General features: G+C 49.5%; 23 protein-coding genes and 1 pseudogene. 10 read left to right on the top strand and 14 right to left on the bottom strand.

The features are described 5' to 3' along the window. Positions 1-2: 2 nt before the first annotated feature. From sucC to sdhC, 7 genes are all read right to left on the bottom strand, one after another. On the bottom strand, positions 3-1169 hold the full coding sequence (gene sucC / locus BZG73_RS11120) for an ADP-forming succinate--CoA ligase subunit beta (RefSeq protein WP_077668320.1): 1167 nt from the start codon (positions 1167-1169) through the stop codon (positions 3-5). Positions 1170-1278: 109 nt separating this feature from the next. After that, on the bottom strand, positions 1279-2487 hold the full coding sequence (gene odhB / locus BZG73_RS11125) for a 2-oxoglutarate dehydrogenase complex dihydrolipoyllysine-residue succinyltransferase (RefSeq protein WP_077668321.1): 1209 nt from the start codon (positions 2485-2487) through the stop codon (positions 1279-1281). 28 nt (positions 2488-2515) lie between these two features. Next, the gene (gene sucA, locus BZG73_RS11130) at positions 2516-5326 is read right to left on the bottom strand and encodes a 2-oxoglutarate dehydrogenase E1 component (protein WP_077668322.1); all 2811 of its coding nucleotides are present in this window, start codon (positions 5324-5326) and stop codon (positions 2516-2518) included. 114 nt (positions 5327-5440) lie between these two features. Next, positions 5441-6151, bottom strand: a complete 711-nt coding sequence (locus tag BZG73_RS11135) for a succinate dehydrogenase iron-sulfur subunit (protein ID WP_046073555.1) — start codon at positions 6149-6151, stop codon at positions 5441-5443. A gap of 14 nt (positions 6152-6165) precedes the next feature. Next, positions 6166-7932, bottom strand: coding sequence for a succinate dehydrogenase flavoprotein subunit (sdhA, locus tag BZG73_RS11140; RefSeq protein WP_046073556.1), 1767 nt, complete (start codon positions 7930-7932; stop codon positions 6166-6168). Further along, positions 7933-8283, bottom strand: a complete 351-nt coding sequence (gene sdhD, locus BZG73_RS11145) for a succinate dehydrogenase, hydrophobic membrane anchor protein (RefSeq protein WP_046073557.1) — start codon at positions 8281-8283, stop codon at positions 7933-7935. Beyond that, positions 8277-8669, bottom strand: coding sequence for a succinate dehydrogenase cytochrome b556 subunit (sdhC, locus tag BZG73_RS11150; protein WP_046073558.1), 393 nt, complete (start codon positions 8667-8669; stop codon positions 8277-8279). Before sdhC ends, sdhD begins: the two co-directional genes overlap by 7 nt. A 399-nt stretch (positions 8670-9068) precedes the next feature. Here sdhC and BZG73_RS11155 point away from each other — a divergent pair, with 399 nt between their 5' ends. After that, positions 9069-10358, top strand: coding sequence for a citrate synthase (locus tag BZG73_RS11155; RefSeq protein ID WP_046073559.1), 1290 nt, complete (start codon positions 9069-9071; stop codon positions 10356-10358). Positions 10359-10470: 112 nt separating this feature from the next. Here the strand turns inward: BZG73_RS11155 and BZG73_RS11160 are convergent, their stop codons facing one another. Both BZG73_RS11160 and BZG73_RS11165 read right to left on the bottom strand, forming a co-directional pair. After that, positions 10471-11229 carry a Nif3-like dinuclear metal center hexameric protein gene (locus tag BZG73_RS11160; protein WP_077579201.1) on the bottom strand — a complete coding sequence of 253 codons (759 nt, stop codon included), beginning with the start codon at positions 11227-11229 and terminating at the stop codon, positions 10471-10473. A 176-nt stretch (positions 11230-11405) separates the two neighbouring features. Then, positions 11406-11603, bottom strand: coding sequence for a DUF2517 family protein (locus BZG73_RS11165; RefSeq protein ID WP_046073561.1), 198 nt, complete (start codon positions 11601-11603; stop codon positions 11406-11408). Positions 11604-11750: 147 nt separating this feature from the next. Between BZG73_RS11165 and BZG73_RS11170 the strand changes: the two genes are divergently transcribed. After that, positions 11751-12560: a DUF1853 family protein gene (locus BZG73_RS11170; protein ID WP_077666125.1), complete on the top strand. Its 810-nt coding sequence runs from the start codon at positions 11751-11753 to the stop codon at positions 12558-12560. Between the two features lie 55 nt (positions 12561-12615). Here BZG73_RS11170 and pgm read toward each other — a convergent pair whose 3' ends face one another. After that, positions 12616-14262: a phosphoglucomutase (alpha-D-glucose-1,6-bisphosphate-dependent) gene (gene pgm, locus BZG73_RS11175; RefSeq protein ID WP_077638516.1), complete on the bottom strand. Its 1647-nt coding sequence runs from the start codon at positions 14260-14262 to the stop codon at positions 12616-12618. Between the two features lie 28 nt (positions 14263-14290). Beyond that, on the bottom strand, positions 14291-14836 hold the full coding sequence (gene seqA / locus BZG73_RS11180) for a replication initiation negative regulator SeqA (protein ID WP_046073564.1): 546 nt from the start codon (positions 14834-14836) through the stop codon (positions 14291-14293). A 99-nt stretch (positions 14837-14935) separates the two neighbouring features. Between seqA and BZG73_RS11185 the strand changes: the two genes are divergently transcribed. The 3 genes from BZG73_RS11185 to fldA all read left to right on the top strand — a co-directional run bounded on the left by BZG73_RS11185 (position 14936) and on the right by fldA (position 16630). After that, entirely contained in the window at positions 14936-15709 is a 774-nt protein-coding gene (locus tag BZG73_RS11185) for an alpha/beta fold hydrolase (protein WP_077668323.1), read from the top strand. 60 nt (positions 15710-15769) lie between these two features. Beyond that, positions 15770-15991, top strand: a complete 222-nt coding sequence (locus BZG73_RS11190) for a DUF2788 domain-containing protein (RefSeq protein ID WP_021022467.1) — start codon at positions 15770-15772, stop codon at positions 15989-15991. Between the two features lie 111 nt (positions 15992-16102). Then, positions 16103-16630, top strand: a complete 528-nt coding sequence (gene fldA, locus BZG73_RS11195) for a flavodoxin FldA (RefSeq protein ID WP_077668324.1) — start codon at positions 16103-16105, stop codon at positions 16628-16630. Between the two features lie 70 nt (positions 16631-16700). Here the strand turns inward: fldA and BZG73_RS11200 are convergent, their stop codons facing one another. Continuing rightward, positions 16701-17189, bottom strand: coding sequence for a DUF4442 domain-containing protein (locus BZG73_RS11200; RefSeq protein ID WP_077668325.1), 489 nt, complete (start codon positions 17187-17189; stop codon positions 16701-16703). 196 nt (positions 17190-17385) lie between these two features. Here BZG73_RS11200 and fcrX point away from each other — a divergent pair, with 196 nt between their 5' ends. Continuing rightward, on the top strand, positions 17386-17832 hold the full coding sequence (fcrX, locus tag BZG73_RS11205; RefSeq protein WP_069361401.1) for a ferric iron uptake transcriptional regulator FcrX: 447 nt from the start codon (positions 17386-17388) through the stop codon (positions 17830-17832). 52 nt (positions 17833-17884) lie between these two features. Here fcrX and glnS read toward each other — a convergent pair whose 3' ends face one another. Continuing rightward, entirely contained in the window at positions 17885-19552 is a 1668-nt protein-coding gene (glnS, locus tag BZG73_RS11210) for a glutamine--tRNA ligase (protein WP_069361400.1), read from the bottom strand. A gap of 212 nt (positions 19553-19764) precedes the next feature. Next, the gene (gene nagE, locus BZG73_RS11215) at positions 19765-21273 is read right to left on the bottom strand and encodes an N-acetylglucosamine-specific PTS transporter subunit IIBC (protein ID WP_077668333.1); all 1509 of its coding nucleotides are present in this window, start codon (positions 21271-21273) and stop codon (positions 19765-19767) included. A gap of 264 nt (positions 21274-21537) precedes the next feature. Here nagE and nagB point away from each other — a divergent pair. From nagB to BZG73_RS11235, 4 genes and pseudogenes are all read left to right on the top strand, one after another. Then, a pseudogene (gene nagB, locus BZG73_RS11220) lies at positions 21538-22296 on the top strand (glucosamine-6-phosphate deaminase); the annotation flags it as partial. 11 nt (positions 22297-22307) lie between these two features. After that, entirely contained in the window at positions 22308-23444 is a 1137-nt protein-coding gene (gene nagA, locus BZG73_RS11225; protein WP_077668327.1) for an N-acetylglucosamine-6-phosphate deacetylase, read from the top strand. Positions 23445-23451: 7 nt separating this feature from the next. Beyond that, a complete protein-coding gene (gene nagC / locus BZG73_RS11230) occupies positions 23452-24666 on the top strand; it encodes a DNA-binding transcriptional regulator NagC (RefSeq protein ID WP_077668328.1) in 1215 nt (404 codons plus the stop codon). A gap of 253 nt (positions 24667-24919) precedes the next feature. Further along, entirely contained in the window at positions 24920-26500 is a 1581-nt protein-coding gene (locus tag BZG73_RS11235) for a cation:proton antiporter family protein (protein ID WP_077668329.1), read from the top strand. Positions 26501-26623 lie beyond the last annotated feature (123 nt).

Here is a 26623-nt window from a genome sequence, read left to right on the forward strand (position 1 = left end):
TGTTATTTACCCTCCGCGGCAGCAACGACTTTTTGAGCGGCTTCGGTTAGCGATGTTGCCGCAATGATATTCAAACCACTATCGGCCAGTTTCTTGGCACCTACATCAGCATTATTTCCCTCGAGGCGAACCACCACTGGAACTTTAACGCCAACTTCTTCGACTGCGCCAATAATGCCATCTGCGATCAAGTCGCAGCGCACGATACCGCCGAAGATATTCACCAAGACAGCCTTTACGTTGCTGTCAGACAGAATGATTTTAAACGCTTCTGTTACACGCTCTTTGGTCGCGCCACCGCCAACGTCAAGGAAGTTAGCTGGGCTGCCACCGTGCAAATTAACAATGTCCATGGTGCCCATTGCTAGGCCCGCACCGTTAACCATGCAGCCAATATTGCCATCTAGCGCGACATAGTTGAGTTCCCATTGCGCGGCATGCGCTTCACGCTCGTCTTCTTGGCTGGGGTCGTGCATCGCGCGCACTTTGGGTTGGCGGTAGACAGCGTTGCTATCAATGGCCAATTTCGCATCCAAGCAGTGCAAGTTGCCTTGGTCAGTAATAACCAAAGGGTTAACCTCAACCAGTGCAACATCTTTATCCAAAAACAGCTGGCCGATACCCACAAAGATTTTGGTAAATTGCTTGATTTGCTCACCTTTTAGACCCAGTTTAAAGGCCAGTTGGCGACCTTGATAAGGCTGAGGGCCAACAAGGGGATCAATCGATGCTTTGTGGATAAGCTCAGGGGTTTCTTCCGCCACCTTCTCGATTTCGACACCGCCTTCAGTCGATGCCATGAAAACAACGCGGCGTGAACCACGGTCGACAACCGCACCCAAGTAAAGCTCTTTGGCGATATCGGTGCATGACTCCACCAAAATTTTGCTTACCGGCTGACCGTTTTCGTCGGTTTGAAAGGTCACCAAGTTTTTACCAAGCCATTGCTGAGCAAACTGACGGATCTCCTCTTTGGAGTTAGCCAGTTTTACCCCGCCTGCCTTGCCACGCCCACCAGCGTGAACCTGGCATTTAACGACCCATTTGTTTCCGCCAATTTTATCGGCTGCTTCAGCAGCTTCTTGTGGTGTGTCGCAAGCATAGCCCTCTGAAACTGGTAGACCATATTCAGCGAACAGCTGCTTTGACTGATATTCGTGCAGATTCATGATGTTCTATCCGTGTTAGTGTCCATTATTGTGTCTTTTTGCTTTCCAAATGAGGGGACCTCCGTCCCCTCTAAAATGGCTCCCCTCAAAAACAGGGGGTAGCGCGCCATTAAACGTCCAGAAGCAGACGTGTTGGGTCTTCTAGAAGTTCTTTGATGGTCACCAAGAAGCCTACCGATTCACGACCGTCAATCAGACGGTGATCATAAGAAAGCGCCAGGTACATCATCGGCAAGATTTCGACCTTGCCATCCACCGCCATTGGGCGGTCTTGGATCTTGTGCATGCCAAGAATGGCTGCTTGAGGGGGATTAATGATCGGCGTTGACATCAATGAGCCAAAGACACCGCCATTGGTGAGGGTGAAGTTGCCCCCTGTCAGTTCATCGACGGTAAGCTTGCCATCACGGCCTTTAATCGCCAAATCACGGATACCCTTTTCAATATCCGCAAAGCCCAGCTTGTCGCAATCACGCAGCACAGGGGTAACCAGACCACGCGGTGTAGATACCGCCATGCTGACATCAAAGTAGTTGTGATAAACGATATCATCACCGTCGATGGATGCGTTGACTTCTGGGTAACGCTTCAAGGCCTCGACGACCGCTTTCACATAGAAAGACATAAAGCCGAGACGAATATCGTGACGCTCTTCAAAGCTATCACGGTATTGCTTACGCAAGTCCATGATGGGCTTCATGTTCACTTCATTGAAGGTGGTCAGCATCGCGGTACTGTTTTTCGCTTCTAACAAGCGCTCAGCGACACGTTTACGCAAGCGCGTCATAGGAACACGCTTCTCACCGCGTTCAGCCACAGGTGGCACGTCTTGGCTTTGTGCTTTTTGCTCACCCTGCTCAGGCTGACTCTTAAGGTGTGCTTCAACATCTTCTCGCGTAATGCGTCCACCCACACCTGTGCCTTTCACGGCGTCAGGAGAGAGGTCATGCTCAGCAAGCAGACGACGTACTGCGGGACTTAACGCGTCGTTCGTCTCTTCTTCTAGTGAGGCGGTGTGGCGCTTGTCAGGTGAAGACTCTGACTGTGCAGGAACATCTTTGGTTGGCTCACCTGCGACGGCACCTTCTTTGATTTTAGCGATGGTCTGTTTCGCTAATACGGTTGACCCTTCATCTTCAATGATGGACTCCAACACCCCATCAGCAGGGGCAGGCACTTCCAGCACGACCTTATCTGTTTCAATATCAACCAGTACTTCGTCACGGGTTACCGAGTCACCTGGCTGTTTGTGCCATGTGGCAATGGTTGCGTCAGCCACAGATTCGGGTAAATCGGGAACCAGAATTTCGATTGTCATATCGTATTTATCCTTAATGTTCTAGTTCTTACTTTAGGGTCAGAGCGTCTTGAACTAACGCTTTTTGTTGTTTCTGGTGTACAGACATATAACCTACCGCAGGTGATGCGGATGCCGAGCGTCCGGCATAGGTCAATGTGGCATCTTGCGGTAAAGCAGCACGGAAGTTGTGCTGGCTGCTGTACCACGCCCCTTGGTTTTGTGGCTCTTCTTGGCACCAAACAAAGTCTTTCGCATTGCTATAAGGCGCAATCGCGTCTTTAACCGCGTCCAGAGGGAATGGATAAAGTTGCTCAATACGGATAATGGCAACGTCATCAATCTCTTGCTCTCGGCGTGCTTGTAGCAAATCATAATAAACTTTGCCCGAGCACATCACGACGCGTTTCACCTTGCTTGGCTCAAGATCGTCCATTTCACCAATCGCTGGTAGGAAATCACCCTCGGTTAAATCTTCCAAGTTAGACACACACAGTGGGTGACGTAACAGCGACTTCGGTGACATAACGATCAAAGGACGACGCATTGGGCGCACCACTTGCCGGCGCAACATGTGATAAACCTGCGCGGGGCTTGATGGCACCACAACCTGCATATTTTGCTCAGCACACAGTTGCAGATAACGCTCTAAACGTGCTGACGAGTGCTCGGGGCCCTGCCCTTCATAGCCATGAGGAAGCAGCATGGTCAGGCCACACATGCGGCGCCATTTTTGTTCACCAGAGCTGATGAACTGATCAATCACCACTTGCGCACCATTGCCGAAGTCACCAAATTGTGCTTCCCACACGGTTAAACCGCCTGGCTCAGCGGTGGCGTAACCGTACTCAAACGCCAGTACCGCTTCTTCCGATAACACGGAATCGAAGATCTCGAATGGGCCTTGTTTGTCATGGATATTCGCAAGTGGCAAATACGTGCTGCCATCTTCTTGGTTGTGGAGCACCGCATGACGGTGGAAGAAGGTGCCGCGACCTGAGTCTTGACCCGTAATGCGGATACGTTTGCCATCATCAACCAAAGTGGCATAAGCAAGGGTCTCAGCCATCCCCCAATCAACCATCTTTTCGCCTTCTACCATCGCTTTGCGATCTTTGTAGAGCTTGGCAACACGGCTGTGGAGTTTATGGCTATCCGGCAACTGGCAAATGCGATGACCCAGCTCTTTCAGACGCTTAGCATCGAACTTATTCGCCCACTCTACCGTCCAATCGTGGCCTAGATAGGGCGTCCAGTCGACAGAATGCAACACCATTGGGCGCCACTCTTTCACCACACACTCACCACTATCGAGAAGGTCACGATACTCATTGATCATCTCAGTGGCTTTTTCGAGATTAGCGACCCCTTGTTGATCCAATATATCGGCGTACAACTTACGCGGAGTAGGATGCTTTTTGATCTTTTGGTACATCATCGGCTGAGTCGCGTTGGGCTCATCCGCTTCGTTGTGGCCATGGCGACGGTAACAGACTAAGTCAATCACCACATCACGCTTAAACTCGTTGCGAAAATCGAGCGCCAAGCGCGATACAAAAGCAACCGCCTCGGGATCATCTGCATTGACGTGGAAAATCGGCGCCTGCACCATCTTAGCGATGTCTGTACAGTATTGCGTCGAGCGTGAATCAGCCGGATTCGACGTGGTAAACCCAATTTGGTTATTGACCACGATGCGCACGGTGCCGCCTACTTGGAAGCCTCGCGCTTGCGACATGTTGAAGGTCTCTTGTACCACCCCTTGCCCGGCGATAGAGGCATCACCGTGGATGGTGATAGGGAGGACACTCGAGCCGGTATTATCTTCCAGTCGGTCTTGGCGAGCACGCACTGATCCCATCACCACCGGGTTCACAATCTCAAGGTGTGAGGGGTTGAACGCCAACGCAAGGTGAACATCACCCCCCGGTGTCGCGAAATCAGACGAGAAGCCTTGGTGATATTTCACATCCCCTGTTCCCCAACTCTCGTCTTGTTTACCCGCGAACTCATCAAAAAGCTCGGACGGTTTCTTACCTAATACGTTTACCAACACATTGAGGCGCCCACGGTGAGCCATTCCGACCACCACTTCTCGTGCGCCTTCGCTACCCGCGTGGCGAATCAGCTCTTTCAGCATCGGGATCAGCGAATCACCGCCTTCAAGAGAGAACCGCTTAGCGCCGGGGAATTTGGCACCAAGATAGCGTTCGAGGCCTTCAGCTGCGGTGAGCTCTTCTAAAAAGGTGAGCTTTTCTTCTTCGCTAAACTGCGGCTGTCCAACCACAGACTCCAGGCGACCTTGGATCCAGCGCTTTTCTTCGGTATCGGTAATGTGCATGTATTCTGCACCGATAGACCCACAATAGGTCTTCTCAAGCGCATCATACAGCTCGCCCAATTGCATATTGTCTTTACCAATCGCAAATGAGCCGACATTAAAAGTTTCGTTGAAATCCTGCTCATTGAGAGAGTGAAAAGCAGGTGACAGATCAGGTACAGGTTTACGTTTCCATAACCCGAGAGGGTCTAGGCTGGCCTGTTGGTGGCCGCGGAAACGAAAAGCATTAATCAGTTGAAGAACTTTGACTTGTTTCGCGTCTACATCTGGATCATTGACTGAAGCACTTGCACGCGATGTATCGGTAGCTAAGCGTCGAAAGTAATCACGAACACGAGAGTGAGGTTGTTCTACCGCGGTATCACTTACCACTGGCAGCTGGTCGAAAACCGCTCTCCATTCTTGATCAACTAACTCCGGGTCACTGAGGTACATTTCGTAGAGGTCTTCTACGTACGTTGCATTGGCGCCAGCCAAATGAGAAGACTCTAACCAAGCCTTCATCACGCCATTTTGCATTGTTATCCCTTAACCACTAGTTATTTATCCAAACACCGGTCTGAGGCCGGGTTACCTGTTATTAAGCCCCGTCCGAGGACGGGGCATTTTTTTCTACGTTATTGGTTCAGCGTTTTAAACGCCGCGCTGAATCAGCATAGACTTGATATGCCCAATTGCCTTGGTTGGGTTCAGTCCCTTTGGACATACACTGACACAGTTCATGATCCCGTGGCAACGGAAGACACTAAAAGCGTCGTCTAGATCAGATAACCGCTCTTCGGTCGCTGTGTCACGGCTATCCGCCAGCCAACGGTAAGCGGCAAGCAAGCCCGCTGGACCAACAAACTTGTCAGGGTTCCACCAAAATGAAGGGCATGCGGTACTGCAACATGCACACATAATGCACTCATACAAGCCATCAAGTTCCGCACGATCTTCCGGCGCTTGCAAGTTCTCTCGCGACGGTGGCGTTTCATCATTCATCAGGTAGGGTTTGACACGCTCATAGTTCTCATAGAACTGCCCCATATCAATAATAAGATCACGCACCACCGGTAGACCGGGTAGCGGACGAATCACGATTTCGGACTTGTCCATCAGTGAGGACAGCGGCGTGATGCATGCCAGGCCATTTTTACCGTTCATATTGACGCCGTCAGAACCACAGACACCTTCACGGCACGAGCGACGGAAAGCCAAAGTAGGATCTTGCTCTTTAAGCTGAATGAGCGCATCCAGCAGCATCATGTCAGACCCTTCAGGCACATCCAGCGTGTAGTCTTTCATGTATGGCGCATTATCTACATCTGGGTTGTAGCGATAGATAGAAAACTTAACATTCATCGTTCTCGACCCCCTTAGTAACTGCGGACTTTCGGTGGGAAAGCCTCACGGTGCACTGGCGCCATATTGACGTCGCGCTTCGACATGGCTTCGGTTTCTGGGTTATAGATGGAGTGGCATAGCCAGTTTTCATCATCGCGGTCTTGATAGTCGAAACGCGCATGTGCGCCACGGCTTTCAGTACGATAATGGGCTGATACCGCCGTTGAATACGCGGTTTCCATCAAATTCTCCAGCTCCAAACATTCGACACGCTGGGTGTTGAACTCGGTTGACGTATCATCAAGACGCGCCGACTTAAGGCGTTCACGAATTTCCTTCAGCTCTTTCAGCCCTTTTTCCATCGCCTCGCCTTCTCGGAACACAGAGAAGTTTTCTTGCATACAAGCTTGCAAATCTTTGCGGATCTCAACCGGGTCTTCACCCTGCTGGGTGTTATTCCAACGATTAACCCGTGCCAGTGACGCCTCAATGTCTGACTCGCTCGCATCGCGCGCTTCTACTTGCGCGGCGAGTGTCTCGCCAAGGTGCAGGCCGGTCGCTCGGCCAAAGACAACCAAGTCGAGCAATGAGTTGCCGCCCAAGCGGTTGGCACCGTGAACAGACACGCTGGCAATCTCGCCACAGGCAAACAAACCTTGTACTTCAATGTCGTTGCCGAGCGGGTCTTGCTTGATTGCTTGGCCAGACACTTGTGTTGGAATGCCTCCCATCATGTAGTGACAGGTTGGGATCACCGGAATCGGTTCTTTGATAGGATCGACGTGCGCAAAGGTACGTGACAAATCAAGAATACCGGGTAGACGAGACTCGAGCACATCTTTGCCAAGGTGATCGAGCTTCAATTTGAGGTGTGGGCCCCATGGGCCGTCACAGCCACGCCCTTCTCGAATCTCGATCATCATTGAACGCGCCACCACGTCACGCCCTGCCAAATCTTTCACATTGGGGGCGTAACGCTCCATAAAGCGTTCACCATCTTTATTGAGCAGATAACCGCCTTCACCACGACAACCTTCCGTCACCAATACACCCGCTCCAGCAATGCCTGTGGGGTGGAATTGCCACATTTCCATATCTTGCATTGGCACACCTGCGCGCAGCGCCATACCAACACCGTCACCGGTATTGATATGCGCATTGGTGGTTGATTGATAGATACGACCAGCGCCACCTGTCGCCAACACGGTTGCTTTGGATTTGAAGTAGCAAATCTCCCCAGTTTCCATACACATGGCCGTGGCACCAACGATTACACCGTCTTGGTTTTTAACCAAATCAAGCGCATACCATTCAGAGAAGATCGTGGTCTTGTTTTTAATATTCTGTTGATACAAGGTGTGCAGCAGTGCGTGCCCGGTCCGGTCAGCAGCCGCTGCCGTTCTCGCTGCTTGCTCGCCACCAAACTCTTTGGACTGGCCACCAAACGGGCGTTGATAGATGGATCCGTTTTCGAAGCGAGAAAATGGCAGCCCCATTTTTTCAAGCTCAATCACAGATTGAGGGCCTGTCTTACACATGTACTCAATGGCATCTTGGTCGCCAATATAATCCGACCCTTTCACCGTGTCATACATGTGCCATTGCCAGTTGTCCTTGTGCGAGTTACCCAGTGCTACCGTAATCCCACCCTGCGCGGACACAGTGTGCGAACGAGTTGGAAACACTTTAGATAACAGTGCACAGGTTAGGCCCTGCTCTGATATTTGCAGTGCGGCGCGCATACCTGCGCCACCTGCGCCAATGACAATTGCGTCAAATTCGCGAACTGGAATACTCACTTACACACCCCACAATACAAAGAAACCGGCGAAAACATAGATCAGTAGCATGGCCACAACGCCCAGTTGCAACATGCCACGCAGCAAGGCTGGCTTGATATAATCAGTCAATACTTGCCACATTCCGATCCAGCCGTGAATCAGCACGGAGACCAGGGCTAACATGGTAAAGACTTTGGTACTGGTCTGGCCGAAAAACGCTGTCCATGAGGCATACGTAATCTCAGGACCAAAAACGGCAAAACCGACCATATAAAGTGTGTAAAGTGTGATGAGAATCGCAGTGGCGCGAATCAGCACATAGTCGTGCACACCATTGCGCCCGACCGATGAGATGTTTTTAGTTACCATACTAAAACCCCCGCCAACACAGACAACACGCCAGTGATAACAAATGCAACCTGCGCACTTTGCGCGCCAGACTCCAGCTCTTCAAAATAACCCATGTCTTGGATCAAATGACGGATCCCGCCAACAATGTGATACGCCAGCGCCGTCAAAATGCCCCAAAGGATCAGTTTGACGAAAAAGCTATCGACAATGGCAGCAGCGGATTGAAATCCATCAGGAGAAGAGAGAGACAGGCTAAGCAGCCATAGGAGGATGGCGATCGAGACAAAGGTGATGACACCTGCCACTCGATGCAATATAGACGCAATCGCTGTTATCGGGAAACGAATCGTCTGGAGGTCGAGGTTTACGGGTCTTGACTTTCTTTCTTTCACGATATTGCCCACTCAGCTCCATTGAGCATTTATAGTTATTACACTCTCTGAACCTCAGTACTCAAAGCGTAAGACCTGCAACATCTGCGTAACGCGCTTCATGTACCTTATTGCTTATAACTGCAATTCTTGGCGAATGGATCACGTCAGTTAGGAAAGGTGTTTGAGCCCCTAAACGCTCTAGGATACTGATTTGCCCAGAGACCTCGAAAAAGTATACGTGGCGTAACAGACAATTACAAACGCACAAAATTGACCGGAATCTCACAACAGATATTTAACTCGCATTGCAAATAAGTTATTAACTGACGCACACATCGATAGGTTAAAAATTGACATCATTAGGGTCGATCGGTACAACGGTCGAGTCCGTATCCTGGATGGGATTATAAAATAACAAAGGAGATTGTTATGGCAGAGAAGAAAGCTACCCTACATATCGAAGGGAAAGCACCAATCGAACTGCCGATTATCGAGGGCACCGTCGGTCCAGAAGTCATTGATGTGCGCCAGCTGGTAAACGAAGGCTATTTCACCTTTGATCCTGGCTTTGTCGCAACGGGTTCGTGCAATTCGCAAATCACCTACATCGATGGCGCAGCCGGCGTATTGCTGCACCGCGGTTACCCGATAGATCAACTTGCCAATAACGCTGATTATTTAGAAGTCTGTTATATCCTGCTCTACGGTGAAGTCCCTACCCAAAAGCAATACGATGAGTTTCGCTCAATGATCGTGCGCCACACCATGGTGCATGAACAGATTGCAAGCTTCTTCCACGGCTTCCGCCGTGACGCTCACCCAATGGCCGTAATGGTCGGGGTTGTAGGTGCACTGGCCGCGTTCTATCACGACTCTCTCGACATCAACAACGATCAACACCGTGAAATCACGGCGTTCCGTTTACTGTCGAAAATGCCAACATTGGCTGCAATGTGTTACAAGTACTCGATCGGGCAGCCATTTATTTATCCACGTAACGACCTCGACTACGCGGAGAACTTCCTACATATGATGTTCGCCACGCCATGCGAAGAGTATGAGGTCAACCCTGTGGTTGCGCGTGCAATGGATAAAATATTCACGCTGCACGCCGATCACGAACAAAACGCATCCACATCAACAGTACGCCTTGCGGGCTCGTCAGGTGCGAACCCATTTGCCTGTATTGCGGCAGGGATTGCCTCGTTATGGGGACCCGCCCACGGCGGTGCGAATGAAGCGTGCTTGCGTATGTTTGAGCAAATCGGGCATGTTGATAACATTCCTGAGTATATTGCTCGCGCGAAAGACAAAGATGATCCATTCCGCCTGATGGGCTTTGGTCACCGCGTCTACAAGAACTACGATCCTCGCGCAACCGTGATGCGTGAAGCCTGTCACGAAGTGCTCAATGAGTTACAAATACAGGACCCACTGCTTGATGTAGCGATGGAGCTAGAACGCATCGCATTGTCAGATGATTACTTTATCGATAAGAAACTTTATCCGAACGTTGATTTCTATTCAGGCATTATCCTGAAAGCGATCGGGATTCCCACGTCGATGTTTACAGTGATCTTCGCGATGTCTCGTACCATTGGTTGGATTGCTCACTGGAATGAAATGCATACCGACCCACACAAGCGTATTGGGCGCCCGCGTCAGCTTTACACAGGCTATACGCAACGCGAGTTTACGCCGATGGACAAGCGCAGTTAAGCCGCGAATGTCATATAACAAAGCCGCCAACAGGCGGCTTTTTCTTTATTATCAGAAGGTTATCACATTGCTGCGTCTACCTTTTATCGCACTTAGCCTCAACGCCTAGGCGTTACGCTGGATTGTCGATATCAATAAAGTGCACATTCAAACCATGCTGCTGGGCAAGCCACTCCCCTAGCGCTTTCACGCCATAACGCTCAGTCGCGTGATGCCCTGCCGCGATATAATGCACACCCTGCTCGCGCGCCGAAAAGGTTGTGCGCTCAGAAATCTCACCCGACAGATACGCATCCATCCCTTGTGAAGCGGCCAAGTCGATAAAATCTTGCGCGCCACCAGTACACAGCCCGACGGTTTCAATCCGCGTTTGTTGGCCACCGTCAATCACAAGGGGTGTCCGGTTAAGCACCGTGGCCACTTGTTGCTCAAACTGAGCCAACGTCATGGGCGTTGAAAGCTTTCCATAAACAGGAATCGAGACAGGGTTGTCAGGCTCCAGTCCCCCAAGCAGCTCAATGCCTAAACGTTTGGCAAGTTGCGCGTTGTTACCCAGCGTCGGGTGAATATCCAAAGGCAAGTGATAACCGTATAGATTGATGCCATGTTCAATCAACATCTTGATACGTTGGTACTTCATGCCGCGAATTTGCTGTGGTTCGCCGCGCCAGAAGTAACCATGGTGCACCAGGATGGCATCCGCATTCTGCTCAATCGCTGCATCAATAAGATCTTGGCAAGCCGTCACCCCTGTGACGACGGTTTGAACCTCATCACGCCCTTGCACTTGCAGTCCGTTCGGGCTGTAGTCTTTGATGCTATCCGGTTTTAGTTCGGCGTTGAGCAATGCTTCCAGTTCAAAATTATTCATAGCATTCACATCCACTTGCGAGACAATGGCAACAGTGTAACCTGACAAGCAAAAATAAAAAAAGCGGCGAGCACGAATGGCTCACCGCTTATCTAATCGCTACCTATCTGTTCGGCTGCATCTATACGTATTTATGGCTTATACGATAGGCTAAGCCTTGATGAGGTAAAGGTGGGTTAGAAAAAACCACCGACCTTTTCCGACTCAGCTAACCAGACTGGCTTGGTGCTGTCTTTAAGCCAGACTTGATGTAAATGGCTATATAAACGCGATGCCATTGGCGGCACAATCAGTGTTGGCAGGCAAGTGATGCCCGCGATCACAACCGCGCAGCGGCGCAACACAACACGGGTTTTATCGAACGGTGTATACATAATCAACCTCACTCATCTGACCAGTTTGCAAGTATGGACGTAGTGTACCACCCGTTTTGTTTTTTTACTACATAAATGGTTATTTTTCACCCAAAAATTACCAGATTCAGCTTTAACAGTCTTTTAACAAGGTAATAAAATTACATCATGAGTGACACCGATCCGCTATTTAGCAACCAAGATCAAATCAATGCCGACTTTAGCTGGTTACAAAATCAGTTCTCACTACTCAGCGACAAGCACTTCCCGGTTGTGCCTCATCATCTTTGGCAACACAAATTACTGCCATCTCCCTCGCCCTATAAGGGACCAAAGCGTATCGGCTTTTACTATCAGTGGCTGCTCACTCAGCTCATTGATTGTCACCCGCATTTGGGGTTAGAAGCTGAGGAAATACAAATTAATGAAGGCGGCAAGACGCGAGGTGCCATCGACTTTTTAGTCAGATATCAGGGGCAACTAGAGCACTGGGAGGTAGCGGTAAAATTCTACCTCGCCTATGACAACCGTTGGTTAGGCCCCAATGCCAAGGATGCATTGGATATCAAAGTGGCGCGAATGCTTGACCACCAATTGGCGCTGTCCAGCCACCCAAGCTTCTGTCAGCAATACCCACACTGGCAACCAAGTGAGAAGCGTTTAATGGTGCAAGGAAGGTTGTACCGCCATTATCATCATGGCGAGCAGCCCCTACCAGAGTGGCCACCCGTCAATCATGACAGCATTGGGGGATGGTGGTGTTGGCCAGATGCATTACCAACAGACAGGGAATTTGCCGTATTGGCCCGCGACCAGTGGTTGTCACTGCCCGCTTTCGCTGATTTGCCCAAGCTCGAACGCGCATCACTTGATGAGCTATCTCGCACCTGCCACTTGTTAGATGACTCACTCACCCCTTGGTTCGTGGTACCCCGCGACTGGCCAGAGACGATACCCGCGTTACCCGCTTTGAAATAAAAAACGCGCACATTGTCTGTACGCGTTTTCAACTACAGCGTCACGACGAGATGCGCTAAACGCCTTGAGCGTTGAACACGCGGTCAACAATTTGTTGCGCTTCTTGCTCAATCAAACGCAAGTGATCATCACCTTTAAAGCTTTCACAGTAGATTTTATAAATATCTTCTGTCCCTGATGGGCGCGCAGCGAACCAACCAAATTCCGTGACCACTTTCAGTCCTCCGATGGCGGCTCCATTCCCCGGCGCATGCGTCAGTTTGGCGGTGATGGTATCGCCCGCCAAGCTCTCTGCCGTCACCATCTCGGGGCTGAGCTGACTGAGCACCTGCTTTTGCGCTGCATTGGCAACCGCTTGTAATCGGTTATACGACGGATCACCGTGCTTGTGGGCAAGTTTTTGATAATACGCCTGCGGCGTAAGCCCCGTTACCGCCAGAATTTCTGCTGCCAGTAAGCAAAGAATGATACCATCTTTATCCGTTGACCATGGCTGCCCATCAAAGGTTAAGAATGAGGCACCGGCACTTTCTTCACCGCCAAAGCCAAGCGTTCCTTCACTCAAGCCAGGCACAAACCATTTAAAGCCGACGGGCACTTCAACCAGCGGACGGGCGAGATCGCCAACCACCTTATCAATGATCGCACTGGACACCAGGGTCTTACCCACGCCTAAATCGGCTGACCATTGCGGACGGTGGCGGAACAAATAATCGATGCACACGGCTAAATAGTGATTCGGGTTCATCAATCCTTCGGGGGTCACGATGCCGTGGCGATCAAAGTCTGGATCATTGCCAAATGCCAAATCATAATCATCTTTGTACGCCAATAGTCCGGCCATTGCGTATGCAGACGAGCAATCCATACGAATCACGCCATCGCTATCGCGCGGCATAAAGCCAAACGTTGGGTCGACGTGATCGTTAATCAGGGTAATATCCAGTTGATAATGCGCGGCAATTTGCTGCCAATAGCGGATCCCTGCGCCCCCCAAAGGATCAACCGCAAGTTTTAAACCCGCTTTTTGAATAGCCTCGATATCAACAACCTTGTCCAGCCCAGAGACATATGGCGTCACAAGATCTTGCGCTTGGTAATAGTCACTGTGCATCGCCGCATCAATCTCCGAGCGTTTAACACCCACGAGATGGGTTTCAATATAGTGATTCGCTCGCGTTTCTATTGCTTTCGTGATTTCGCCTTCGGCGGGTCCACCATGGGGCGGGTTGTATTTGATGCCCCCATCTTGCGGTGGGTTGTGCGAGGGAGTGATGACAATCCCGTCCGCTTTCGCGTCATGCGCGCGGTTGTAGGCGAGTATCTGCTGCGATACCCCTGGGGTGGGTGTATACCCTTGCTCAGCTTGGCCAATCACCGTAACGTGATTGGCCGTTAACACTTCAACCACGGCATCGAATGCTGGTACTGAAAGCGCATGAGTGTCTTTTCCCACAAAGACAGGGCCAGAAATGCCGCGCGCGCTGCGCTCATCACAAATTGCTTGTGCAATCGCCAAAATATGATCGCGGTTAAACGTGGTGTTCAACGCGCTTCCACGGTGTCCTGACGTCCCAAACGCAACACGTTGCGACGGATGACCTGGACGTGGTTGAGCCTGGAAAAAACGCGTCACAAGCGCCGGGATATCACACAAATCTTGCGGATTCGCGCGCTGTCCGGCTTGAGGATGCACTGCCATAATTCTCTTCTCCCATGAGTGGCATAGATTAAATCGCGTTCACAACCTTCTCAGTCAAATCACTCGGGAACTGCATTTTTTCCATAAGCTGCTCCACCATCTGACGCTTACGGCCAGTATTCGTGTTGGTGATGACCCAAAAAGGGGTGTCTGGAATCTGCTTGGGTTTGGTGGTTTTGCCGCTTTCTAATAAGGTTTGTGGATTATCGGCAAAATACAGACGGGTGCGCCCTTTTAGCGCCATACCATCTGCGAATCCTTGTTGGTCAACACGGTATAAGGTGGTGAGGATCAGCATAAAGCGGCCAATCGCTCGTTCTTGGGCCGCAAACTCATCTGAAATCAATAACGTTCGCATCGCTTTGACACGATCGACGGACGCACTGCGCCCAGCATCTTTACTGACAACAATACCGCTAGAACGAGAGGGCGTCGTCGGCGCAGCCTGAGTGGGCTGCGGTGCCGAGTCCGACAGCAGTAAGCGACGCAGGATGTCTGATGCGCTTTCGCCAATATGCTGAGTTTGGCTGGCAATATACCGGTATAGATCGTCGTCAACCTCTATCGTCTTCATTGTTTTTCATCGCGTCCTGTTTATCGTTTAACGGGGCGATTATACAGAGATAGATAGGTATACTCTACGTTAAAGCCAGTAATCTGAGAGAAAAGCAACGTGTTGTTAAACGGAAAGTCTCGCGGTGAGGGCTCACCGCTCGTATTGATCCACGGTTTATTCGGTGATCTCGATAATTTAGGCGGGCTAGCAAAGACACTGGCCGATCATTTTTGTGTCTACCAAATTGATCTACCTAACCATGGTCGATCCTATCATACAGAGTGCACAGATTATCAAAGCCAGTCTGATGCCGTGGTCGCATGGATGGATGCACAACAGCTTGAGTCAGCCATCATCGTCGGTCACTCAATGGGGGGTAAAGTGGCGATGGCCGTCGCTCAGCGTTTCCCTGAGCGCGTAGAACAATTAGTAGTGATGGATATTGCCCCAGTCGATTATCAAGTTAATCGCCATGACAATGTTTTCAAGGCATTGCATCAGACACAAAGGGTGACACTGGAAAGCCGCCAACAAGCGCAAACCATTATGAATGAATCGATCGAAAATCCAGGCGTGAGCCAATTTTTATTGAAATCACTCTATAAAACCGATCACGGTCACTACGCCTGGCGCTTCAATATTGATAATCTTTATCACGGCTATCGTGACATCATGGGATGGACAGAGTTTGGCCAGTATTCGGGCCCAACTCTGTTTGTCAAAGGGCAGAACTCTGAATACATTCTGCCAGACCACCGCAAGGCCATTGTCGCTCAGTTTCCTCATTCAAAAGCGCATATGGTGGCAGGCACGGGTCATTGGCTACATGCTGAAAAACCGGCGGTGGTTGCCAGCGTCATAGAACGTTTTTTAATGCCGAGCGAGCGTTAACAGTTAAGTGACCCTTGTGATATATTGCGCCGCATAAGTCGGTGCTCAATGGAGGCACGCATGCTTTACGAGCACTTTCAATTGCTCGAGAAAATAGGTCTAGATCTCGTCTTCGCCGCGATTTTCTTTTTTATCGGCATGGCAATTAAAGACGTGTTACGTGAGGGCAATGTGCCAGTATTCGGCCGACGGATCGTCTGGTTTGTGCTCACACTAGGCTGTGTCGGCTTTATCGTAAAAGGTGTGATTCAGTTGGTTTGGGAAGGGGTCGGCATCGGCTAACCCTAGCACTGAAGTCACTGGTTAATCATATAGGTTTGAAAAAGCGACGCTTTTTCTTTAATTCGAGTTAGTTGCAAACAGCAACCCACTGACAAAACGGGTGTTTTTTATATGGCGAGTGTAGGTCTCTTCTTTGGTAGTGACACGGGAAACACGGAAGCAATTGCAAAAACCATTCAAAAGCAGTTAGGCAAGCAAATGGTTCACGTGCAGGATATCGCGAAGAGCAGCAAAGAAGATATTGATAACTTCGATTTGCTGCTGATCGGTATTCCAACATGGTATTACGGTGAAGCACAGTGCGACTGGGATGACTTTTTCCCAGAGTTAGAGCAAATTGACTTCTCAACAAAACTCGTGGCTATTTTCGGCTGCGGCGACCAGGAAGATTACGCAGAATACTTCTGTGATGCCATGGGCACCGTCCGCGACATCATTGAAGCGAAAGGCGCGACCATCATTGGTCATTGGCCAACTGAGGGGTATGAATTTGAAGCTTCACAAGCATTGGTTGATGACAACCATTTTGTTGGCTTGTGTGTGGATGAAGATCGCCAGCCTGAATTGACCGACAAGCGTGTGAGCAAGTGGGTGAAACAAGTTTACGAAGAAATGTGTCTAGCAGAGCTTGAAGACTAAGTCTGGCTTATCAAACGCCAAGGGTACTCAACCTTGGCGTTTTTTATCTAACCGGCGCACAACGAGCCGATCATGCGGCTTGTTTGCTGGCTATATCTCGATACTGGCGTTTTTTTCTCACATAAAGTGTACGCCTTACTTCAGCAACCACCTCGCCATGCGCGTCTTTGACGTGGACAACAAACTCAGGCAGCACCTTATCGCCTCGTCCTGCTTGTTGTTGAATATCGGTTAATACCGCATCACTGATCACGAAATCTGCGTATAAGTCCGTCGTTCCCGGCTTAATAAAATTGATATCTGCTTGCTTGTCCCAAACATGGTACTGGGGACCGAGAATACCCATTAACATGAGCGCATAAACAGGATCGGTTAAAGAGAAGATGCTACCGCCATACTGGGTACGATTGGCATTTTTATTCCACCAGCGGAGCTTCAAGCGCATGTTGACGCATTTAAAATCCTGGCTAATGGCGTCAATATGGATCCCTGCGCCCCAAAAAGGTGGCCAGCTGTTAAGTGCCCACTTAACAATACGTGGTTTGTAGAAGCGATACATGTAAGTTGACATCCTTATCTGGTCTAACCAGATAATATTTACATCTCGTAAACATTGATGCAACCACAAATGATCAATTTTCCCCCTGAGAACGCATGTCGAGAGTAGCGAGAGCAGTGCAATTTTGATAGGCTTATAAGATATTTTCCTTGCTAATCCAACTGTCTTAACTCAGGCAGAAAACAGGTAGATACACATGTCAGACAATAACCAGGCGTTGAAGCAAGCTGGGCTCAAAGTCACCCTTCCACGGCTCAAGATCCTAGAAGTGCTGCAACAGCCAGATTGCCAGCACATCAGTGCCGAAGACCTGTATAAGAAATTAATCGATCTAGGTGAAGAAATTGGCCTAGCGACCGTGTACCGCGTACTGAACCAATTTGATGATGCAGGCATTGTCACGCGTCACCACTTTGAAGGCGGCAAGTCCGTATTTGAACTGGCGACCCAGCATCATCATGATCATCTGGTCTGCCTTGACTGCGGTAAAGTGATTGAATTTTCTGATGATTTGATTGAAGAGCGTCAGAAAGAAATCGCCGCGCGCTTTAATGTGCAACTAACAAATCATAGTTTGTATTTGTATGGCCACTGTCAGGAAGGTGACTGCAAAGCCGATCCATCCATTCACAACGCTGACTAAATAAGTCATATGTGTCTTAAAAAGCCGGCGTGATAATCACGCCGGCTTTTTATTATTTACCTTCTATCTTCGCCCAGGTATCACGTAAGCTCACCGTCCGGTTGAAGACAAGCGCATCCTTACGGCTATCTTTATTATCTACACAAAAATAGCCTGTACGCTCAAACTGATAGCCCTTTTCGACAGGCGCATTTTGCATGCTTGGCTCGACAAAGCCATGCTGTACCTGTAACGACTCAGGATTAATGGTTTCCGCGAAGTTGTCCGCGCTGGCCGGATTTGGCACCGTAAATAAGCGGTCATACAATCGGAATTCAGCGGGTAACGCCTCAGCCGCAGAAACCCAATGGATCACGCCTTTCACTTTTCGCCCATCGGCAGGATCTTTACCGAGGGTGTCTGGATCATAGCTGCAATATACAGTGGTAATATTGCCCTCATCGTCTTTTTCACAACGCTCCGCTTTTACCACGTAGGCATTGCGCAAACGTACTTCCTTCTCTAGTACCAGTCGCTTGTACTTCTTGTTGGCTGATTCACGGAAGTCTTCGCGCTCAATCCAGATCTCGCGCGAAAATGGCACCTGGCGCGTCCCCATCTCTGGCTGATTGGGATGGTTGGGTGCATCAAGCCACTCCACGTCATCGGCTTTGTTTTCAATCACCAGTTTAATGGGATCGAGCACCGCCATGGCGCGTGGTGCATTTTCGTTTAAGTCATCACGCACGCAAGATTCAAGCGCACTCATTTCAATGGTGTTATCTTGCTTAGTCACACCAATACGCTGACAAAACTCACGAATGGAGGCAGGCGTGTAACCCCGACGACGCAAGCCTGAAATAGTCAGCATACGCGGGTCATCCCAACCGTTTACTAACTGCTCCTCCACCAGTTGGTTCAGCTTACGTTTAGACATCACGGTATACTCGAGATTCAAGCGGCTGAACTCATATTGGTGCGGCGTACAGTCGATAGTGATGTTTTCCAATACCCAATCGTATAGGCGTCGGTTATCTTGAAATTCGAGGGTACATAGAGAATGCGTGATCCCCTCCAGTGCATCTGAAATGCAATGGGTAAAGTCGTACATTGGATAAATGCACCACTTGTCACCCGTCTGATGATGATGCGCAAAACGAACACGGTATAAAACCGGATCCCGCATCACCATAAAGGGGGACGCCATATCGATTTTAGCACGCAAACAGGCCTTACCTTCGGCAAACTCACCCGCTCGCATTTTTTCAAACAGTGCCAAATTCTCTTCAACCGAGCGTTCACGATAAGGGCTGTGCTTGCCCGGCTCGGTCAATGTGCCACGATACTCTCTGATCTCGTCGGGCGTCAGCTCTTCAACGTATGCCAACCCTTTTTCAATCAGCTCAACCGCGTAGCCATAAAGCTTGTCAAAGTAGTTTGAGGAGTAACGCACCTCTCCTGCCCAGTCAAAGCCCAACCATTGGACGTCACGCTTGATAGATTCAACGTATTCCACGTTTTCTTTTTCTGGATTGGTATCATCAAAACGCAGGTTACATTCACCCTGATAGTCTTGTGCGATCCCGAAGTTCAAACAAATTGATTTGGCATGGCCGATGTGCAAATAGCCATTCGGCTCAGGCGGGAAACGTGTCACGACCGCTGTGTGTTTCCCTTCCGCCAAGTCTTTATCAATGATTTGGCGAATAAAGTTGGTGGGACGAGCTTCAGCATCACTCATCAAGGTTACCTCGTATCAAAAATGCGAATTTTAAAGCTACATAGGCACTATGATCTCCTATTCCGCGCTGTGACTCAACCCGTTGTTGTCATTGTCATCGCGGTGCAGGCCTATTTGTTACTTTTTTGCTCGAAAGTGGTGACAACCACCTAAAAAAACGCCCAGCTGTTAGCTGGGCGCGTTGTTCAGATTATTGTGGAGCTGTACCCCATTTAAGGCAGCGCGACGTTTGACAAATCTTCATCTTCTGGGATTTGTTTCAGTTCACCGGCAATGATTTCTGCTAGGGGGCCAAGAATGACCTGCAAGTTATTCTCGCCAAGCTTGACGACCCCCATCGCCCCAATCGCTTTCAATTTCGCTTCATCAACCACCTCGCGGTCGGCAACCGACAAACGCAGACGGGTAATACAAGCATCAATTGATGTGAGGTTTTGATGACCACCAAGGGCTTTAAGGTACTTACGTGCCAGTTCGCGATTATCGCTCGCTTCACCCGTATTGGCGCTCGCCGGTGCACTTTCTACTGCGTCATCTTCTCGGCCTGGCGTTTTCAGGTTCAAGGCTGAAATCGCGGCACGGAATGACACATAGTAGAGCGCAAAGAACACAAGGCCCAAAATAGGTAGCATGTACCACTGGTTAGCCACCGGGTTTTTCGATGACAACACCAAGTCAACTAACCCTGCCGAGAAGCCGAAGCCTGCCGTCCAGTCGAAAGTGGCGGCGATGAACAATGCAATACCCGTTAACAGCGCATGCAACACAAACAACAAAGGTGCGACAAACAAGAATGAGAATTCGAGCGGCTCAGTCACCCCAGTAAAGAAAGACGCAAAGCCAGCGGCAATCATGATAGACGCAACACGCGCTTTATTCTCAGGACGCGCAGTATGATAAATTGCAAGTGCAGCACCTGGAAGACCAAACATCATGACGGGGAAGAAGCCTGCCATGTACATGCCTGTGGTCCCTTTAATCGCTTCGCCTGTTTCAAGGCCTTGTGCTCCCATCCAGAAGCGGCCCAAGTCGTTAATACCGACGGTATCGAACCAGAACACGGCGTTAAGCGCGTGGTGCAGACCAACAGGGATAAGTAGGCGGTTAAAGAAGCCATACACACCGGCACCCGCGGCACCCAGATTGGTGATGCTTTCGCCAAAGTGAACCAAGCCACCAAAAAGAACAGGCCAGACAAACATCAATACAAATGAGATGATGATCGCCACAACAGAGACCAAAATAGGCACCAAACGCTTGCCGCTAAAGAACGCCAACGCTTTTGGCAATTCAACCCCGCTGTAGCGGTTATACAGCTCAGCGGACACCACGCCGATCAAGATACCGATAAACTGGTTGTTGATTTTGCTAAAAGCAAGCTCATTGTTGCCGACTGAAATATCGACCAAGCCAATTTGACTCACCGCACCAGGCGCACAGAGTGTAGTGATAACCATAAAGCCAACAAACCCTGCCAGAGCGGCGGCGCCGTCTTTATCTTTTGACATGCCATACGCCACACCAATGGCAAATAACACTGACATATTGTCGATAATCGCTGCCCCTGATTTAATCAAGAAAGCAGCTAAGGCGTTGTTTCCACCCCATCCAGTTGGGTCAAGCCAGTAGCCGACCCCCATCAAGATCGCAGCTGCTGGCAATACCGCAACCRGTACCATCAGCGCACGACCTATACGTTGTGCATAACCAAGAATATTCACCGTCGTTCCCCCTTTATATTTTTCTGTGTCCACCACGCTAGCGCTCGCTACGCGGTTAGACATCTAACTTGGACGCTTGTCCAAGGACTTTTTTAAATCACTTCTTTTGTAAAGCAATGTTAGTCAATTGCAGTTTATGTCAATAAATTCGCCTCGCAAATTAAACCCGCATTATTTGTGAGAATCATCACCAAACCACCCCATATACAGAGAAAATTGTTAGCCTGATCATAAAACTTATTTTATGATGAAAATAAATAAACTTGGTCGGCACGTTACATCGTCGATACCATCAACAAATTTGTCCCAAGCGCTGAGCATCCCTTTGTTCTGGGTTTAYCCACGGGGGGGACGCCACTCAACACCTATAAGCAACTCATAAAGCTCCACCAGCAAGGTGAAGTCAGCTTCAAGCACGTGGTGACCTTTAATATGGACGAATACTGTGGGATCCCTGCTGATCACCCACAAGCCTATCGTACCTTTATGTACCAAAACTTTTTTAACCATATTGATATTCAAGAAAAAAACATCAACTTGCTTGATGGCAATGCGACCGATGTCGATGCCGAGTGCCAACGCTATGAAGAAAAAATCAAGGCATACGGCAAAATCCATCTCTTTATGGGTGGTGTGGGTAACGATGGTCATATTGCGTTTAATGAACCCGCGTCATCATTAGCCTCAAGAACACGGATCAAAACCTTGACCGAGGATACCCGTGTGGCAAACTCTCGCTTTTTTGATAATGATATCAATCAAGTACCTAAGCATGCGCTCACTATTGGTGTCGGCACCTTATTAGATGCAGAAGAAGTCATGATCTTGGTGACAGGACACAACAAAGCCCAGGCACTTGAGGCCGCGGTAGAAGGGTCAGTAAACCACTTATGGACAGTATCAGCGCTACAACTGCACCCAAAAGCGATGATTGTGTGCGATGCACCTTCAACAGCAGAACTAAAAGTAAAAACTGTGAAGTATTTTCAAGAGCTTGAAGCCCAAAATATACACCATTTATAAGGAATTGAAGCATGTATGCGTTAACCCACTGCCGGATTTTTACTGGCCATGAGGTGTTGGATGATCATGCCATCGTGATTAGAGAAGGCCTGATTGACGCCGTCTGTCGACAAGACGCCCTGCCCAATGATATTGCCACTCGCGCGCTCGACGGTGCATTAGTCAGCCCAGGCTTCATTGACCTTCAGCTTAATGGCTGTGGCGGCGTGATGTTTAATGATGCCATTACCCCTGACACCATCGCGACCATGCATCAGGCTAACCTTAAATCAGGTTGCACCAACTTTCTCCCCACCCTGATCACTAGCTCTGATACCGATATGCAAGCCGCCATCAACGCCATGCGTGCGTACCAAAAACAGCAGCCCCATCAGGCGCTGGGGTTACATCTTGAAGGCCCTTATTTGAATATCGAGAAAAAGGGGATACACAGCGCTGACTATATTCGCCCAAGCAACGATGAGATGATCAACTACTTATGCGAAAATGCGGATGTGATTGCCAAAGTCACCCTCGCGCCTGAACTGGCACCCGCGTCGCATATTCAAGCCCTGAAGCAAGCTGGTATCGTGGTCTCTGCTGGCCATACCAATGCCACTTACGCACAAGCTAAGCAAGGCTTTACCCACGGCATTTCCTTTGCCACGCACCTGTTTAACGCAATGACCTCTATTTCAGGCCGTGAGCCAGGTGTCGTCGGTGCCATCTACGATACACCTGATGTCTACACTGGTGTAATTGCTGACGGCTTTCACGTCTCGTACCCTAATATTCGTCTCGCACATAAAGTAAAAGGTGAGAAATTAGTGTTGGTTACGGATGCTGTTGCACCAGCAGGAGCCGACATGGATCACTTTATTTTTGTAGGTAAGAAAGTATATTACCGTGACGGTAAGTGTGTTGATGAAAATGGCACACTTGGCGGCTCAGCACTGACAATGGATAAAGCAATTTATAACAGTGTTGAGCATGTAGGGATCGCCTTGGATGAAGCTTTGCGGATGGCTACGCTCTATCCCGCTCGCGCAATCGGTATCGAACAACACTATGGCAGCATTCGTCCGGGGAAAATTGCGAATCTTGCCATTTTCGACCGTGCAATCAATGTTCAAGCGACGATCGTAAACGGACAATATCTACAAAGCTAGGACACCTATGACTGGCGGAAAAATCGGGAATGTCGATCTTGTAAAGCAACTTAACGGAGCTGCCGTTTATCGATTAATTGATCAACAAGGGCCTATTTCACGCATACAAATTGCCGATGTAAGCCGATTGGCACCGGCAAGTGTGACGAAAATAACCCGCCAACTGCTAGAAAGAGGCCTGATTAAAGAAGTGGCACAACAAGCGTCGACAGGCGGACGTCGTGCCATTTCTCTCACCACCGAGTGTGCGCCCTTTCATACCCTTGCGGTACGACTGGGTCGCCATTTTATTGAGTTGTCTTTGTATGACTTAAGTGGTGCCTCTTTGGCCGAACACGGCGAAACCTTCCAGTACCATGATCAGGACGAACTTGTTCAAGGCTTGATTTATATCGTCAGCCAGTTTTTGGAAAAGCACCAACAGGTGCTCAGAGAGTTGATTGCCATATCCGTGGTGATGCCTGGCTTGGTTGACCCTGATTCAGGGGTGGTCGAATACATGCCCAACATCAATATTAAACAACTTGCACTTGCTGACACCTTGCGCGAAGAATTTGGTGTACAAGCTTTTGTTGGTAATGATATCCGCGGGCAAGCATTGGCCGAGCACTATTTTGGCGCTAGCCAAGACTACTATGATTCTATGCTAGTCAGCGTGCATCATGGCACTGGCGCGGGGATCATCGTAAATGGGCAAATCTTTCTTGGCCATAATCGGAATGTCGGTGAGCTTGGTCATGTGCAGATCGATCCATTGGGTAAAAAGTGTCAGTGTGGCAACTTTGGCTGTTTAGAAACCGTGGCGTCGAACGAAGCCATCATTGAGCACGCCCAACAGTTGCTTGCGCAAGGGCACCCTAGTAGCCTCAGTTACGATCAAAGTTTGACCATCGAAGCGATTTGCCAAGCTGCCGAGCAAGGTGATGAATTGGCGCGCCAAGTGTTGGTGAAAGTGGGCAATCACCTGGGTAAAGCGATCGCGATGACTGTCAACCTGTTTAATCCACAGCTAGTGGTGATTGCAGGAAAAATTACCGCGGCGAAAAGTGTGGTATTTCCTGCCATTGAGCGCTGTGTAGAGAATCAATCACTGCCAAGCTTCCACGAAAAGCTGGCGATTGTCAGCGCAAACCTGGAGGCTCAGCCTACAATGGCCGCGTTCTCCTTAGTCAAGCGGGCGATGCTTAATGGTGAGCTCTTGCAGGAGCTGCTGGAGGAGTAGTCTGTCACTGCTTGGCTTGACATGTTTCGTGGTTAAACATGTCGTTAAGCATCGCCGTTAAAACCGGCCGAGACGTTAAGACCTAACCGTTGGTCAGCCAGCGGTTAGGTAAGTCACCACCTCATCTTGCCTCCACCCCCCCTTTTCTCACGCTTCCTTATTTTACATTCACATATTGGCCACAAAACGTGTACATTATAGCCACGTTACCGACAATGCCTTGTCTCACTCAACTTTAGAATAAGTACAAGATATGGAACTGGTTTTTATTTCTGCCGCATTTATCAGTGGCTATGCGTTAATGCGTTGCCACCTTCCCCCCTTAGTTGGCTTTCTAATTGCAGGCTTTGTTCTGCATGCCATGGGTTATCAATCGACACCGGTGATCAGTCAACTGGCGGACCTAGGTGTCACATTGCTGCTGTTTACCATCGGCTTAAAACTTGATGTCAAAACCCTGCTTGCCAAAGAAATATGGTTTGGAGCCACGGCCCATAACGTCCTGACAACCGCGTTTTTTACCTTGGCGCTAATGGGCCTTAAAGCACTGAGCATTCCTATGCTGTCAGGCATGAGTGTGTCTGAAATGCTGCTGCTTGGCTTCGCGCTATCGTTTTCTAGCACCGTCTTTGCCATCAAAGCGCTGCAAGAAAAAGGTGAGCTTAATGCCACCTATGGCACCTTGGCCATCGGTATGCTGATCATGCAAGATATCTTTGCAGTGATTTTCCTCACCGCCACATCGGGCAAAACGCCAGAGCTTACCGCTCTCCTCCTCTTTGGTTTACCTCTGCTAAAACCTCTATTGGGTAAGCTTTTGGACAAGGCAGGCCACGGTGAAATGTTGGTTCTTTATGCCGTATTCCTCGCCCTTGTAGCTGGTGCGGGGCTGTTTGAGGCCGTCGGCATTAAGCCCGACTTGGGCGCGCTTATTCTCGGTATGCTGCTTGCCAGTCACCCACGTGCATCTGAAATGGCCAAGTCACTGTTTAACATGAAAGAGCTTTTTCTGGTTTGCTTTTTCCTCAACATTGGACTGTCCGAACAGCCTACTTGGCAAAGCTTCAGTTTTGCGCTGATCTTGATGTTGCTACTGCCCATCAAGGGCGTACTCTACTACTGGATCGTCAACGGCTTTCGGTATCGAGTTCGTACGGCCTTATTTACCACGCTCACCTTATTCAACTTCAGTGAGTTTGGGCTCATTGTCGGTGGCTTGGCGTATAAAACAGGACTGATGCCAGGCCCGATCTTGGTTTCCATCGCCATTGCGGTATCACTCAGTTTTGCCTTTTCCGCACCACTCAATACCTTTAGCAATCAGCTGTATGGATGGGCATCACGCTGGCTACCTGAGCGTGCCCCCGACAAACTTCACCCCAGTGACCAACAAATCAATCTGGGGGATGCCAGCATCTTGGTGCTGGGGATGGGCCGGATTGGCTCAGGTGCCTATGACGAGCTTGCCACCACCCATCACCAACCTATTGTGGGGATTGACACACGAGAAGACTCGGTGACACGTCATCAGCAAGAAGGACGACGTGTTATTTTGGGCGATGCCACCGACCCCGACTTTTGGTCACGAGCCGTGTCTGATGGCAATATCTCGCTCATTTTACTGGCCATGCCTCACAGCCATGCCAATACGTTGGCACTCGAGCAAATTCGACAAACACAATTCAGTGGTAAAGTCGCCGCCATTGCCAAATATCAAGATGAGCTTGATCAACTCAAAGCACTCGGTGTGGATGAAGCCTTTAATATCTATCAAGAGGCAGGTAGCGGCTTTGCGCGTCACGTAAGAGACCGCTTCTCTCACCCAGATAGCTAGCCCCCGCTACAACACAACTAACGCACAAGCCTCGTTGCTTGTGCGTTTTTGTATAAAAACTGCACCATTTTTAAATTTAATTCATTTTTAGTGGTTTTTATTAAACTTTATTCACCATAAGGC

Origin of the sequence: Salinivibrio siamensis (assembly GCF_001996005.1) — a bacterium.
GTDB lineage: Bacteria > Pseudomonadota > Gammaproteobacteria > Enterobacterales > Vibrionaceae > Salinivibrio > Salinivibrio siamensis.